Origin of the sequence: Staphylococcus sp. McC-251-APC-3A2 (assembly GCF_009695665.1) — a bacterium.
Lineage (GTDB): Bacteria > Bacillota > Bacilli > Staphylococcales > Staphylococcaceae > Staphylococcus > Staphylococcus cohnii.
In genome coordinates, this window is the sequence record NZ_VUNO01000002.1 from 228,699 (window position 1) to 243,854 (window position 15,156).

Genomic DNA, 15,156 nt, shown 5'->3' on the forward strand with positions numbered 1-15,156 from the left:
CGATTTAAGGAGTTAAGATATCCTTTTTTTATTAACTAAAAAAGCCCGTCACTGTTTTTTTCAGAAATTCAGTGACGAGCTTATGATATTATACTTTGTCTCTATGCCTTGAAAGTTAACTTTCTTCAAGTATTTTTTTATAATTCTTATATTTATATGGATCTTCTACTTTTTTTCCTGCTATAAAAACTGTGGGCGCTGTTTCAATATGGTTTTCTTTATATTGTTTATGATCTTGTTCGGCTGCTTTCCACGATTTACTTTCTTTAGTTTTATAGCTTGTTTTTATCTTTTCTTTTTTATCATTTGAAATTTCCAATTGGTTTATTTGTTGATCAACGAGTTGTTCGGTGATCCAATTTTCCTCTGATTTCGGCTGTTGCTTAAACATTAATTTTTGGAAATTTAAATATTGTTTAGGGGCATATTGTTTTACTGCATGACCTGCCCTTGAACCTATAATCGAATCCTTTCCTAAAAATGCCATATTAACAAACTGATAATCTACTTTTTTCGTATCAATATATTCTTTTTTTAATTTAGGCATAATATTTTCTTCTACTTTTTTACAATATGGGCACTTAAAATCACCGTATTCAATAATTTTAATCTTGCCATCTTTTCCATATTTGTCATCTTGATGTACATTTTGATTGTCATTCGAACAAGCGGAAACAAAAATTAATACTGCCATTAATAACAAACTTATCCAACGTTTCTTCATTTGTTAAAAACACACCTTCTTATCTTGTTTTATTCTTCTAGGTTCATATTTTCTTCTTTATAATCCGCATCATGGGCATGTGAATATGATTTTGAATTAAAGTTTTTTAAGTAATGTGCCTTATCATCAGTTATTTTATATGTATAAAAATGAACTTCATCATCATCTTTTAATGGTTTATAAGCAATAGTCACATATTTGCCTTTGTCATAAACATAGATATTCGCATTCTTTTTATCAAAATTAGATTCCACATCACCCTTTTGCTTATCAGCTAAGAGCTTTTGTTGTTTTTTCTGTTGATTCACTGCTTTGTCAATCTCATCAGCATATTTCCCACTACTACACCCAGCTATAATGATTATAGAAATGAACACCATCATCATTAATTTTTTCATATTTACACTCCTAATATTACTTATCATATCTAATATTATTCAACCATAACTCTTATCTTACAACGAAAATCTTTGATGTACTAGAACTATAACATTATTTTTATATTTATATAAAAACACTTCCGAAAAATTCATTAATAAATGAATTTAACGAAAGTGTCATATTTACCGTATGCAAATTAAATTTTCATCAATGCTACAACTTTATCCTAACTATAAATCAATTAATTTCATTTTCAACATATTAGTGCCACTTTGATTGCTAATGCACCGTAATTAAGTTCATCAGTTTGTGAATAAATTTGATATATAGCTGCTAATTTTTGAGAAAGTTGATCGTCTGTTTTCGCGCCAATTTCTTCATTAGTATATTGATTCATCAGTGACTGAAACGATGAAAACACTACAATTTCCTTAACTTGCACTTTTAATGTTTCTTCAGTCTTTATATTTTTGAATACAATATAATCGCCACTTTTAATTTCTTGTCTTTTTTCATCATTCAATCTAACTTCAATAGTCTTTACTTCGTTTTTCATTAATTGAAAAGGTTCGTTATTTAAATGCATCGAGTGTTCTATAATACATACGCTCCATTCATTATTATTATATTGATATCAAAGTATCATAATATTAATATCTTTTACAAGAAAATTTCGCATGACTTAACATGATGTTCAATTTTAATTATTTAGCATTTTCTTCCTCTAATTTAAGTTGTTTTTTGCTTTTCAACATAAATACACTTACTAAACTGATAATAGATATGATGACTGCAAACCAAAAAGCACCATGATATCCACTTAGCAATGCTTGATGCTGAATTTCTGCTGTCATTTGTTTTTGACTCATATCTTTAAAATCAGACATATTTGGTGTGTAATTCTTGGCAACTTGACTCATAATTGTGATCAAACCTGCTGTACCAATAGATGCAGATATTTGTTGTATAGTGTTTGTCATCGAAGAACCGTGTGCATTCATTTCCGGTGCTAGCTGATTCATTGTATGTGTCATTAATGGCATCAAACCAAGTGCGATACCAATCATACGAATGGCATATACTGTTGCTAATATCGCTGGTGAGGTATGTTCATCCATGATTACAAAATAAGAAGTTGTTACAACTACAATAAACATTCCAATAAATGCTAATATTTTAGCGCCATATTTCTCATAGAGTAAACCTGAAATCACTGACATAATCCCCATTACGATAGCTCCAGGTAATAAAATTAATCCTGATTGGAGTGCTGAGTCATTCATAATATTCTGTACAAACATTGGTAACACTGTTTCAGAACCAATCATTGAAATCATAGTAAAAGCCATTATGATAATACCTACAGCAAATTGACTATCTTTGAACACTGAAAAATCAAGGAGTGGATTTTCTAAACGTGTTTGACGGAAAATAAAAGCCGCAACTAAAATAATGCCACCTATAACAGTAGTCAATACGATTGGATCGTTCCAGCCATCACGGGAAATTGAACTTGTACCATAAAGCAAACCACCAAAACCGAACACGGATAAGATAATTGATAAAATATCAATACGTGTCTTTCGATTAGTACCGACATTCTTGACGAATTTAAGCGCACCTATAAAAGTAAGTGCAGCAATTGGCGCAACCACATGGAATAATGAACGCCAATCTAAATACTCTACTAAATAACCTGATAGTGTCGGTCCAATTGCCGGTGCTAAACCAATAACCAAACCAAATGTCCCCATATATTTACCTCTTTCATGAGGTTCAAATATATCTAATATTGTTGTCATCATCAGTGGCATCATAATACCAGAACCAAGTGCTTGAACAATTCGTGCACTTAATAAAACAGAAAAGTTTGGACTAAATCCTGCGATTAAAGTCCCTATAAAAAAGATAAATATTGCAGTTAAAAATACTTTTCTTGTTGAATATCTTTGAATTATCATTGCTGACAATGGAATAATTACACCATTAGTCAATAAAAAGGCTGTAGTAAGCCATTGTACTTGTGTGTAATCTATTTTAAAATCTTTCATTATGCTTGGTAATGCTGTTGTTAATAAGGTTTCATTTAATAATCCAAAAAACCCACCACACAACATCATCAAAATCATTATAATTTTCGTCTTTTGATCCATTTTTGTACTCCTGTATTCTATAATTTATCAACTCTTTTTAGTCGCATTTCTGCATTATACATATTTTAGTTTAATTTATCATTAAAAATACTTAAAATATTAGTTATATTTTAAACTTTTATTTTGTAAGATTTAAAAAATGTTACAAATCGTAATAATTACTATTTACATTCCAAGTTTTTTCTTACATAATATCTATAGATAAAGGAGGTCATCACCATGAAATTAGATTTACAAACAGCACGCCGTAATTTAAATAGTCCTAATATCAAAACACGCAAGCGTGCACGCAAAATTATCCAACAACATAAGCGCAATAAATAAAAATAGAAGTAATACTTCAAAACCAAATGTTTTTTATCTTTGGTTTTGTCATATCACTTCTAAGATGTGGCCTGATTCCTGAAAATATACATTTATATATTTCAGAATCAGCCATCATTTTATTTAAGTTATTTATTACTTTACTACGTCATTTCATTTTTTGTACAGTTATAAAAGTATTATAAGTAATATTTATCTATCACTTTTAAATCATCCGTTAAATCATATATTAAAGGTGCCCCTGTTTTGATTTCATATCCTACAATATCTTCATCTGATACATCTTCTATATACTTAATTAATGCACGCAATGAATTACCATGCGCAGAAACAAGCACAGTTTTTCCATCTAATAACTGTTGTGAGATTTGGTCGTTCCAATAAGGAATCACCCTAATTAAAGTATCTTTCAAACTTTCTGATTCAGGCATAACTCTTCTATCTAAATGTTCATATTTTCTATCATTTAAGTAATCTTTTCTTTGTTCATCACTTTGCGCAGGTGGTGCTATATCATATGAACGTCTCCATATATGTACTTGTTCTTCACCAAATTTTTCTCTAGCTTTATCTTTGTTTAAACCTTGTAATCCACCATAATGACGCTCATTTAAGCGCCAAGATTTAATAACTGGAATAAATAACTGTTGAGATTCATCTAATAAGTGAAACGTAGTTTTAATGGCGCGTTGCAATAAAGATGTAAAGACGATATCTATCTCTATACCCTGTTCTTTTAATTTTTTTCCCGACGTCACTGCCTCAGTTCTTCCCTGTTCTGATAAATCTACATCAGCCCAACCTGTAAATAGATTTTCAGCATTCCAAACACTTTGACCATGTCTGCATAAAATTAGTTTTGGCATAATATTCCTTCTTTCCATTGAATAAAATGATATTATCACTACTTTTACAAAAATATTACAGTGATACACAGATATAAATCCTGTTACGACAATACTTTATCTATAATTTCTCATGCCATACATTAAAATTATAACAATTTACACTTGATTTTGAAATGATTGTATTCATTTATTCATAAATGACTTTTTATTTTTATTTTTCTGTAACCTACCTATAAAAAAATGATGTTATAGTTGTAAACGTTGATGAACGGAGCAATACGATAGACAAACAAAAATATTTTAAAAACATCCATGCTAATTAACAAATACAATTTGAAACTGTTTAAAACAAACAATTATTAGGAGGATTTTTCAAATGAAAAAATTATTATTAGCTTCATTCGCATCAGTAACAATCGCTACAGCTGGTGTTGGTTTAACTTCAAATACTTCTACAGCTGATGCTGCAGAAACTACTCAAGCAAACAATGACGTGTATAGTGAATTTATTGCTGCTGGTGGTACAAAAGCGCTTTGGGATAACATTGTAATGCCAGAATCAAGTGGAAATCCAGATGCGGTAAATGAATTAGGATATAGAGGTTTAGGACAAACGAAAGAAGCTTGGGGTACTGGATCTGTAACTGAACAAACAAAAGGTATGATCCAATACGCTGAAGATCGTTATGGCTCAATTGATGCAGCAATCGAATTCCGTATTGCAAATGGTTGGTGGTAAGACTAATTTTATACATTAACCCAAAATGTATGATAAAAAATAGGCTAGAAATCACTTTTTAAAAACGATGCTAACCTATTTCGCTATAAATTATTAAATTAAACATAGATGGTTTGAAGGAGTTAAAACATATATGCCCTTCAACCATCTTCTGACTTGCTTTATATTTTAAAAGTCCGAGACAAAAATGTCTCGGACTTTTTTATTCTAAAATAAGTTAATAAAATTTTAACTGAAACATATTATATTTGTATATCAATACTCATTAAATACCTTAATTCAAGTTATCATTTGATAGTTTATTAGTTTAATATAAATAAAAACCATGATAATAATCACAATCATATACTTTCTCGACATCGCATTTATTGTATTGACTGTGGTTCAGGATGTACATAAACTGAAGAAATGCCTTTGCTGTGCATATGTTGTTCTACTTTGTCGCAGATGTGATGTGCTTCTTCCAAAGATAAATCTGATTTTACTACAATCGTTACATCTACAAAAACACTACTTCCGTGGTAACGACCTTTAATATTTTGTACTTCGATTACATCTTCAATTTCTAACACATAATTTTTATAAGCTTCTAATTCTTGCTCATTAAAACCGTCACTTAATGTAAAAATTGATTCTTTAAAGATACCAAAACCAGTATATATAATGAGTAAGCCTAATATAATGGCTAATATCGTATCAATTACTGGAAATCCAAATTGTGTAAAAATTAAACCAATTGCAGTACCTAAACTCACTAACGCATCTGACAAATTATCTTTAGCTGCGGAGTTCAATGAACTACTTTTCGTACGATTAGCAATGCTTTGATTAATATAAAATACAACTAGCATAATCAAACCACTGATGACACTGACATAAATATTTATAATATTAGGGGTATGATGTTCATTTGTGAATAATTCAGGAACATTCTCTATAATGACTTGAATACCAACAAACATTATAATGAATGACACGAGTAATGATGAAATATTTTCAGATTTCAAATGTCCATATGGATGGTTTTGATCTGCAGGTTTAATAGAAATTTTCAAACCAATAATTACTGCCAAAGAAACAATAATATCCGTCATATTATTTAAACTATCTGCTTTTACAGCTGCAGAATTATATAAATACCCTACGATAAATTTAGTCACCGATAATATGATGTAGACGATTAAACTTAAAAAAGCACCTTTTTGCGCTGTTTCCAATTTTTCTTTTTGACTCATCTTACTTTCCACCTTCAGTATGATTGAATACTTATTATGACTCATCACAAACATATTTACAACGATTTTTATTCAAAAATTATTTAATATAAATAAACTAATTATTTTTTTAGCCAATCCTAATATTAATTATAAAATTGAGAAAAAATAAGAGACCAAGTTTGAACCAAATCATATTTTTGATTCTGAAACTTGCTCTCATAAAATAAATATATTTAAAATGTGGGTTTATTAAAAATTTTACTAATCTCTTAGGATATATTTAGAAAGGACAAATGTTATAGGTATTGTAATGATAAGCCCTGCAAAAGGTGCTATCACAGATGATATACCAAACCATTGTACAAAAATATACAATAATAACGTTTGCATGCCCATATTGACAACTTGAGTTAATGGAAACTTTAAGAATTTACGCCAAGTTGGTGTCACTTTATAAACAAAGTAACAATTTAAATAGTAAGAAATGACAAAACTAATGATAAATCCACTGATATGACTAACTAAATAATTCACTTCTAATAACTTCAATAAACAAAGATAGACAATGTAATAATTTAAAGTATTCATACCGCCTACAATCACAAATTTAATCACTTCATAGTGTGTTTTAGTTAAATTCATTTTTTACTCCTTAGTAAAATCCCATATAATTTTATATGATTACTATCAAAAAACATATAATTAATGCGCTATATCTAGTATAATACTTTATCATATATATGTATGTTTTGTATTATATAAATAATTAAAAGTAGCTAAATTTAATTGCTCTATTTTTCTAAAATACATGGTAATTAACATATTAGTTTCATTTGTAATTACAAAACGAGATAACATGTTTATAATTAAACATTAGAGAGAATTTTAAAGGAGTTTCACACATGGACAAGATTTCAAACCGCCAACTACCAACTATGGTCATTATTGTGTTGGGTATCATGACTACATTTGGCCCTTTAACCATAGATATGTATGTGCCATCATTACCCAATGTGCAACATGACTTTAATACATCTGTATCTGAATCACAGCTTACTTTATCGTTTGCAATGATTGGTCTTGCTATTGGTCAATTTATTTTCGGTCCTTTGTCAGACGCATATGGACGCAAAAAAGTGGCGTTATTTATCATTTCAATCTATGCACTAGCTTCTTTACTGGCGGTTTTCACTGCTTCCATGAGTATATTACTCACTTTGCGTCTAGTTCAAGGTTTAACTGGCGGAGGTGCTATAGTAATTGCTAAAGCTACTATGGGAGATCAACATGAAGGTAAAGCGTTAGCTAAAGGACTAGCATCTTTACTCGTAATCAACGGAATCATTACCATTATTGCACCAATCATAGGCGGCTATGCATTAACGATATCTAATTGGAAAGCAATATTTGTAATTTTGACAATCGTAAGTGTTATTATTTTATTTTTATCAATCCGCTATTTAGAAGAAACGCATACACCAAATCGAGCTAAACTCAATTTTAAAGTTATTTTTAAAGATTTTGCTCATTTATTAAAAAGACCTGCATTTATTATTCCAATGATTTTACAAGGTTTAACTTACGTAATGCTATTTAGTTTCTCATCTGCGGCACCGTTCATTACGCAAAAAATTTATGACATGACACCTCAACAATTTAGTTATTTGTTTGCCTTTAACGGTATTGGTCTTATTATTATGAGTCAACTTACAGCCAAACTTGTCGCATATATGAATAGATACTTTTTGCTAATTATTTTAACAATCATTCAATTAATGGGCGTTGTGCTAATTATTGTGACATTAATGCTTCATTTACCATTATGGGTATTAGTTATCGCATTCTTTTTAAATGTATGCCCTGTAACTGGTATCGGACCATTAAGTTTTGCATTAGCGATGGAATCTCGTACTGGCGGTAGTGGCAATGCCTCAAGTTTACTAGGTCTATTTCAATTTATACTTGGTGGTATCATGTCACCATTAGTGGGATTACAAGGTGAATACAGCATCTTACCATATACAATTATTTTGATTATTACTGCTGTACTAATCATTGTGTTAGAAATCGTGTTAAAGTCTATTCTTATAAATAAGCGAATAACATGAATCACTGTTAAAAAATACAATTCATACCGTTATCAATACTAACAAATGATTAAGTAGTGTATGAACTTGAATTCTCCCCTAATATAGAAGCCTCTAAATGCGTGTCCAAGCATACATTTAGAGGTTTCTTTATCTTAGGTTGCTTCAGCTTATCGATTTATAAAATTCTATAAACGCAAAAAACGTCCATTCCTATTTGAATTGTTATAGAGATGGACGTTTATGCATTACTAGCGATATTTTTTATATTTTAGTTTTAAAATTTATTCTTTACTATTTTATTGGGAACCAAATTTCAGTGATATAGTCGTTTGAATGTAGTTCACCTGGTTTATATAATTCAAAAAAAGGAGCACTCCGCAATTCATAATCTAAAGTATGTAAGATATTTCTATGAATAGTTTGCATTGCTTGTTTAATCGATTCCGGAACAGGGCCTTTAGCATCAAATACTAAATATCTACCCTCTACTAAATCAACTTGTTCCCACTCACTTTGCTGTTCATCACTTGTCACACCTATTAAATAATGCATTTCACCATTTTCTTTAGGTAAACAAACACCTAATAACCCCTCTAGATATTGATTGCTTTGTGATATCAAGCGATCTTTGTAGCCCATTGCTTCAAATTCCATCCAAAACTTAAAAATATTTTCTTGTGCTTTTTGTCCAGTTGCATATTTCTTTTTTACCCCTACAACTGGTACTGGTCTTTCAGATAATGTTTCTATTCTATAATCCATGTTTTCAACCCCTTTCGCACATTATAACCAATTTCATAAAATTATATCTAATATTAACTATAATTCAAGCATCTTTGTAGGTACTTAAACTGATATAGATATATAATAAACGTATTAATTAATGTTAATCTTTCTTACTAATTGATACAGGAGTCTCTACCTATGAACAAAAAAATATTATCCGTTAAACCAATCAGTCAATTATTTCCGATTCCCATGATTATGGGATGCGAAGGCATTGCAAGTGCAATGATATTACAATTCAATAATCACAATATACCAGCAACACATATCATGAAACACTGGCCTAAACATGCGAATAATCCATACAAAGGCTATGTAGGTCATCACTTATGGGTGAAATGGGGTCATCATCAAACAATTTTCCCTACTGCCTTAGTACCTTATTTACAAACGTATGATAAACGTATTGTTAATAGTACTGGAAAATCACTAAATGCATTATGTGACATCATTGATAAAGACCAACCTGTCATCATTTATCACACTGTTTTAGGACAAAAACCTTTTAGCAAAACATTTAAAATTGATAATACACATCATCAACTAGTATCAAATATTCATGTTACAGTGCTTATTGGTTATGATGACAACCATTATTATTATATCGATCCATTATGGTCTAATTTAGGAAAATCAATTGTTCTACCTGCTGTTTTTCCAAATAAATATCAAATTATAAAAATTAAAAAACAGAAACTAGAAAACAGTTATAATGCACCTGGGCGCATGAGTATTCATTTTCAAGAGTGATTAATTAATTTCTATTTTATGTAACGCATGGTTAATTTCCTGTTCTATATATGGTGTACGCCACTCTCGTTGATAACCTAGACACGGACAAATATATGTCACTCCGTTTTCTTCAAAAGCATTTCGAAAATGAACATGCCCCATAATACTATATTTAATATCATATCGCGTATAAATTTCATCAAAATCTGAAGTACCTATAAATGCATTAAAATAATCAAATATTCTATGTGGCATTGGTACCGCAAATTTACGATGTGTCACGATATGTGTCATTAATATAATTTTTTTGTCTTTTACTTTTTCAATATCTTTCATCGCCTGTTTGGCAGCTATCATTGACAATTTTTTGTCTTCTATCTGCCAATCTATTTTCACTTTATCTTGCCATGTTGCACCATAATACTTCCTGTGCGCAATGCGTTCTAAAGAGAATTTAGAATGCGCATAAGTGTAGTCATACCAGCCTGTATTACCTACAATCGCCCACTCATCATTTATGACATACGGTTCATCAATTAAGCAATTATCCATTTCGATATAAGTATCTAAAATCTCAGAAGAAGTCGCGTCAGTATCCATTGACCAAAAGTCATGATTTCCTGGTATAAAGAGTACTTTTATCTTTGTTTGCATCTCGATTTCCTTCACAAATGATTGTGTTAATTTATAATGATTTGAAACGTCACCAGCAATAAGTAATAATTCAATTTTTTGTTGCTTAATAACTGCAACTAGTGCTTGCTCATAATCTTTAGGCGTCAGCTTATTATGTCTATCGATATGTAAATCTGAAATCATGCCTATTAACATATTTATCACTTTCCTCTTCTCTTTTAACAATTTCATTATGACATAACTTCAATTTATTCATTAAATGTTCAGCTTGTATTCATTTAAATATCACTCAATAAATGATTTGTCTTAATGCATGTATACGCTTCATATAAATGTTTTTTGAAACAAATTAAATAATATTTAAACATTGTATGCAATATGTTAAAGTTACATTGTTCACAATTCGAGCAGGAGGAAATAATACATGAATAAAAAATGGATTGTTTTAATATTTCTACCTTTAATTTTAACTGCTTGTGATTATTCAAAACAAGAGGATAGAAATGGCTTATTTTATTATATATTTGTAAAACCTATTGATATGTTTTTGCATGGTTTAGGACAGTTATTTGGTAATAATTATGGCTTAGCAATCATCATGATTGTACTGACGATTCGCCTTATTTTGATGCCGTTTATGTTAATACAAGTTAAAAACATGCATCTGATGAGAGAAAAAACAAAAATAGTACAACCACAAATTGATAATATAAAACAACGCGTAAGTGATGCACAAACACAGGAAGAAAAGCGTGAAGCTAATAAGGCTTTGATGACTATTTATAAACGTTATGATATTAATCCAATTAAAAGTGTTATCGGTTGTTTACCAATTTTAATACAATTGCCCATATTATTTGGTTTAATCGTGACACTTAAATTTCCTAGCAGTGGTGGAATAGATCAATTCCCCCATTTTTTATGGTTCAATTTAACAAAACCAGATCTATGGATATCATTAATTGCAGCTGTTATTTATTTCATACAACCTCTTGTAAATGCAATGCATTACCCTAAAAATCAGCGCAAAACATATTATATAATGATGATATTGTCACCTATTTTTATAACTTACATATCCTTACATTCTGCAGCAGCACTCGGTTTATATTGGACATTTAGTGGGTTATTTTTAATTTTACAAATGCATTTTGCCCATTCATATTACTCTAAACAAGCAAAACAAGAAGCTTTAAAATTAGAGCATTCTCTCGATAAAGCTAACACTGAACTAAACAATTAGTCATGTCGTTATATTGAATTTTGTAAAACTTTCATTTACCTGATTTGAATTCAAAAATTTCTTTTACGCATAATTAGATGCTATAATATTTACAATTTGATAAACAAAGGGGGAAGATGTATGGAATTTACGATAAGAACATTAACTGAAGCAGATAAATACGGTAAAGCACTTGTCCATTATGAAAGTTGGTTAGAAACTTATGATCATTTATCAAAAAATAATTACTTAGAAAACCTAGACAAAGTGCAGTTTATCAGGAAGTCTTATTTACACGATGTTCCAACATTAGTTGCGCTTGTTGAAAACGAAGTAGTAGGTTTCATATCTTATGGTAAAACAGAATCCTCATCTTCTTCTGACGACTGGAGCGAAATATTCGCACTTTATTTACTGGAAGATTATCAGCGTCATATGATTGGTTATGCACTTACACAGCGCGCTTTGGAATTATCTTATCCTGATAATGTAACCCTATGGGTAGTCGAAGAAAATAAAAATGCAATCCATTTTTATGAACAAATTGGATTTAAAATGAGCAATGATAAACAAGCTACTTATTTCGGAAAAACTTATTATGAAGTTCGTATGAATTATTCAAGAAATGAGCATGATTATTAAAAAACCAATGAAACATAAGCACAGTTTTATGCGCTAAAAAAGCAGTGATACCAGCTATCATCATAGCATGTCACTGCTTTTTCATTTCAATGCACTATTCTATAAGTAACTTAATGTGTTTCACCTAAAGCAATTTTGATGTCCTCATCTGATTCTATAATCGCTTTGAGCGCAGCTTCCAAACCTTCTGCAATAGTTTGAATAGACATAGATGGTTTTTCAGGTTTATCTGTTACTTGTTGCGGAATAAAAGGCACATGTATAAAACCAAATTTAATGTTTGGAAATTGTGTTGCTTGTAAAAATCCAAGTTGATACAAAATATGATTACATACAAAGGTACCTGCTGTATTGGACAACCTCGCTGGTACACCTGCAGACTTAATTGCTTCTGTCATGCGTTTAACTGGTAAGTTTGAAAAATAAGCTGCATCACCTGATGATTGAATAACTTCATCTATCGGCTGATTACCCTCATTATCAGGTATACGTGCATCATCAATATTTATGCCTACACGTTCTGGCGTCAATTCAAATCTTCCACCTGCTTGTCCAATTGCTAATACAACATCATACTGTTCTTGTTTTAATTTATTAACTATAGTTTCTTTGCTTTTATTAAAAACTGTAGGTATTTCTAACTTCCCAATCTGATGTGATTCAATTTCATTCGGCAATAATTTAACGGCTTCCAGTGCTGGATTAATCTTCTCTCCACCAAAAGGATCAAATCCTGTTACTAAAATTTTCATCATTAACATCCCCTTTTCATTTTATTTAAGACATACTTTTTATGCTTTAAAACGCCCAAACATACATTAATCCTATATGTACCAAAATTAATATAAGTGCAATTGGCGCTTGGGCTTTGATCACGCCGAATTCTCTTTTCATTTCTAATAACGCAACTGGTAAAGTATTAAAATTAGCTGCCATAGGTGTCAATAACGTACCACAAAATCCACCAGTCATAGCAAGCGCACCAGCTATAACAGGGTCCCCACCTTGAGCGATAACAAATGGGATACCGATACTCGCTGTGATAACTGTAAATGCAGCAAATGCATTACCCATTAACATTGTAAAAAGTACCATGCCAATGACATATGCAGCTGCACCTATAAGATGATTGCCCTCTGGTAAAAAAGAAGATATGCCTTTCGAAATGACGTCACCCACACCACTTACTGTAAAAAGTACACCTAGCGCAGCAAGAAATTGTGGCAATATACCAACTGTTCCAATTTGTTGTGTTAGACGGTCGCTGTCGTAAAGTATATATTTACCATTTGGCTTAATGACGATATATGCGGCAAGTAAGCCTAATATCGAAGAAACACCTAAAACTATTGCCCCACCTAGTGGCGTCCAGTTAGAAACGATAATCGCCGCTACAGCTAAAACAATAGCTGGTATAAATAATTTATTCCCATATTTTTGTGAACCATCATTACCTTGCTCTTCGTTAACATCTATAATATTTTTAATAACCACTTGTTTACAAAGTGTCAGTATACCCATAACTATGATAAATATACCGTTGATAACATTGGGGATATATGGACCCGCAATAAATAAAATGGCTAATAAAATCCAAAATAAAGCTGTACCATATTTTTTGCTATTTGTTTATGCTTTTAACACGCGATATGCGGTATAAAGTAATTGTAAACCAATTAATATGTAAAATAGTTCTAAAATTTGATTTAATGTTTGCTCACTCATGTCTATCCACCTGCTTTTTACCGTATTTCCGATCTAAATATTTATCAAATCTGATATTATTTATCCACACAATGAAAAAGACAATAACAGCTATAGGTAATGACGCTAATACAAGATCAATGGCATTCACCTTAATATCTAAAGATTGAAACGTACCAACCATTAGCAATACACCTGCTGCCCCTACAAACAAATTTTGACCGAAGAAATTACCATAATTTTCCATCGCAGAAGTCTGCGCTTTAATCTTTTCGATATCTTTTTCGTCTACTTCATGTTCTTGCAAATTATAACGTGTTCTTAACGCACCCTGTACCATTGGATTAATCAATGGACGCACAAACTGTGGATGTCCGCCAATACGTATTGAAGCAACACCTGCTAACTCTCTAATGAATAAATATATGGTCATTAATCGCCCACTCGTAACTTTATTCACCTTACCAATCATATTCGAGGCTTGCTTTTTCAAACCAAATCGCTCAATTAACCCCACCATAGGTAATGTTAAAATAAAAAGTGTTACTAAACGATTATCGACAAAAGCTTTTCCTAATGTTTCAAGAATAACGTACAAATTCAAACCTGATACAAGTCCTGTCACTACAGCAGCGATTAAAATCACAGCAATCGTATCAATCTTGAATAAAAAGCCAAGTACTATAATTAAAATTCCAATCAATTTCAACCATTCCATGTTATCTCCTCCTTTCTTCTTTTATATTAAAGGTTTACTTTTTTTAATACAATGAATTTTCAGATAATATTTTTTGTAATTTTCTAAAATAAACAAAAAAAGTCTGAAACATCTAAAAATGTTTCAGACTATCAATGATATCGGCTTATAATCAATAAAAAACAAGTTTTATATTGATTTAATTTTATTAAAACAAGCGTATTCAACCTCAACTTATTTCTCCACTATCACATTAAACTT

The 15,156-nt window shown here is 30.6% G+C and carries 17 protein-coding genes and 1 pseudogene; 6 read left to right on the top strand and 12 right to left on the bottom strand.

Going from position 1 to position 15,156, the window contains the following annotated elements; all coding sequences use genetic code 11:
• Nucleotides 1–115: 115 nt before the first annotated feature.
• From FYJ81_RS06015 to FYJ81_RS06030, 4 genes are all read right to left on the bottom strand, one after another.
• The gene (locus tag FYJ81_RS06015) at nt 116–724 is read right to left on the bottom strand and encodes a DsbA family protein (protein WP_107384361.1); all 609 of its coding nucleotides are present in this window, start codon (nt 722–724) and stop codon (nt 116–118) included.
• 29 nt (nt 725–753) lie between these two features.
• The gene (locus tag FYJ81_RS06020) at nt 754–1,122 is read right to left on the bottom strand and encodes a cystatin-like fold lipoprotein (RefSeq protein ID WP_154409452.1); all 369 of its coding nucleotides are present in this window, start codon (nt 1,120–1,122) and stop codon (nt 754–756) included.
• Between the two features lie 236 nt (nt 1,123–1,358).
• Nucleotides 1,359–1,691 (bottom strand): ASCH domain-containing protein, encoded by a 333-nt coding sequence (locus FYJ81_RS06025; protein ID WP_154409453.1) that lies wholly within the window; start codon nt 1,689–1,691, stop codon nt 1,359–1,361.
• Nucleotides 1,692–1,809: 118 nt separating this feature from the next.
• Nucleotides 1,810–3,258 (bottom strand): MDR family MFS transporter, encoded by a 1,449-nt coding sequence (locus tag FYJ81_RS06030; protein ID WP_107384364.1) that lies wholly within the window; start codon nt 3,256–3,258, stop codon nt 1,810–1,812.
• 219 nt (nt 3,259–3,477) lie between these two features.
• Between FYJ81_RS06030 and FYJ81_RS06035 the strand changes: the two genes are divergently transcribed.
• Nucleotides 3,478–3,582, top strand: a complete 105-nt coding sequence (locus tag FYJ81_RS06035; protein WP_017722768.1) for a putative metal homeostasis protein — start codon at nt 3,478–3,480, stop codon at nt 3,580–3,582.
• A 179-nt stretch (nt 3,583–3,761) separates the two neighbouring features.
• Here the strand turns inward: FYJ81_RS06035 and FYJ81_RS06040 are convergent, their stop codons facing one another.
• A complete protein-coding gene (locus FYJ81_RS06040) occupies nt 3,762–4,448 on the bottom strand; it encodes a 2,3-diphosphoglycerate-dependent phosphoglycerate mutase (RefSeq protein ID WP_107384365.1) in 687 nt (228 codons plus the stop codon).
• A gap of 358 nt (nt 4,449–4,806) precedes the next feature.
• Here FYJ81_RS06040 and FYJ81_RS06045 point away from each other — a divergent pair, with 358 nt between their 5' ends.
• Nucleotides 4,807–5,169: a hypothetical protein gene (locus FYJ81_RS06045; RefSeq protein WP_107384366.1), complete on the top strand. Its 363-nt coding sequence runs from the start codon at nt 4,807–4,809 to the stop codon at nt 5,167–5,169.
• Nucleotides 5,170–5,534: 365 nt separating this feature from the next.
• Here FYJ81_RS06045 and FYJ81_RS06050 read toward each other — a convergent pair whose 3' ends face one another.
• Nucleotides 5,535–6,404, bottom strand: a complete 870-nt coding sequence (locus FYJ81_RS06050) for a cation diffusion facilitator family transporter (RefSeq protein ID WP_107385373.1) — start codon at nt 6,402–6,404, stop codon at nt 5,535–5,537.
• Nucleotides 6,405–6,647: 243 nt separating this feature from the next.
• Nucleotides 6,648–7,028, bottom strand: coding sequence for a GtrA family protein (locus FYJ81_RS06055; protein ID WP_107504931.1), 381 nt, complete (start codon nt 7,026–7,028; stop codon nt 6,648–6,650).
• Between the two features lie 260 nt (nt 7,029–7,288).
• On the opposite strand from FYJ81_RS06055, the gene FYJ81_RS06060 reads away from it, so the two are divergent.
• Nucleotides 7,289–8,494: a multidrug effflux MFS transporter gene (locus FYJ81_RS06060; RefSeq protein ID WP_107384804.1), complete on the top strand. Its 1,206-nt coding sequence runs from the start codon at nt 7,289–7,291 to the stop codon at nt 8,492–8,494.
• A 273-nt stretch (nt 8,495–8,767) separates the two neighbouring features.
• Here FYJ81_RS06060 and FYJ81_RS06065 read toward each other — a convergent pair whose 3' ends face one another.
• Nucleotides 8,768–9,238 (bottom strand): GyrI-like domain-containing protein, encoded by a 471-nt coding sequence (locus FYJ81_RS06065; RefSeq protein WP_107384803.1) that lies wholly within the window; start codon nt 9,236–9,238, stop codon nt 8,768–8,770.
• A gap of 162 nt (nt 9,239–9,400) precedes the next feature.
• On the opposite strand from FYJ81_RS06065, the gene FYJ81_RS06070 reads away from it, so the two are divergent.
• Entirely contained in the window at nt 9,401–10,012 is a 612-nt protein-coding gene (locus tag FYJ81_RS06070; RefSeq protein WP_119517890.1) for a C39 family peptidase, read from the top strand.
• On the opposite strand, the gene FYJ81_RS06075 is transcribed toward FYJ81_RS06070, so the two are convergent.
• A complete protein-coding gene (locus FYJ81_RS06075; RefSeq protein ID WP_154409522.1) occupies nt 10,013–10,825 on the bottom strand; it encodes a metallophosphoesterase in 813 nt (270 codons plus the stop codon).
• 229 nt (nt 10,826–11,054) lie between these two features.
• Here FYJ81_RS06075 and yidC point away from each other — a divergent pair, with 229 nt between their 5' ends.
• On the top strand, nt 11,055–11,873 hold the full coding sequence (gene yidC, locus FYJ81_RS06080; RefSeq protein ID WP_154409454.1) for a membrane protein insertase YidC: 819 nt from the start codon (nt 11,055–11,057) through the stop codon (nt 11,871–11,873).
• A 120-nt stretch (nt 11,874–11,993) separates the two neighbouring features.
• Complete coding sequence (locus tag FYJ81_RS06085; protein ID WP_107384799.1) at nt 11,994–12,494, top strand: GNAT family N-acetyltransferase; 501 nt, start codon at nt 11,994–11,996, stop codon at nt 12,492–12,494.
• Nucleotides 12,495–12,604: 110 nt separating this feature from the next.
• On the opposite strand, the gene pcp is transcribed toward FYJ81_RS06085, so the two are convergent.
• The 3 genes and pseudogenes from pcp to FYJ81_RS06100 all read right to left on the bottom strand — a co-directional run bounded on the left by pcp (nt 12,605) and on the right by FYJ81_RS06100 (nt 14,916).
• Nucleotides 12,605–13,246 carry a pyroglutamyl-peptidase I gene (pcp, locus tag FYJ81_RS06090; RefSeq protein WP_154409455.1) on the bottom strand — a complete coding sequence of 214 codons (642 nt, stop codon included), beginning with the start codon at nt 13,244–13,246 and terminating at the stop codon, nt 12,605–12,607.
• A gap of 46 nt (nt 13,247–13,292) precedes the next feature.
• Nucleotides 13,293–14,219, bottom strand: a pseudogene (locus tag FYJ81_RS06095) (DUF979 domain-containing protein).
• A complete protein-coding gene (locus FYJ81_RS06100) occupies nt 14,212–14,916 on the bottom strand; it encodes a DUF969 domain-containing protein (RefSeq protein WP_107384796.1) in 705 nt (234 codons plus the stop codon). Before FYJ81_RS06100 ends, FYJ81_RS06095 begins: the two are co-directional and overlap by 8 nt.
• Nucleotides 14,917–15,156: the final 240 nt, after the last annotated feature.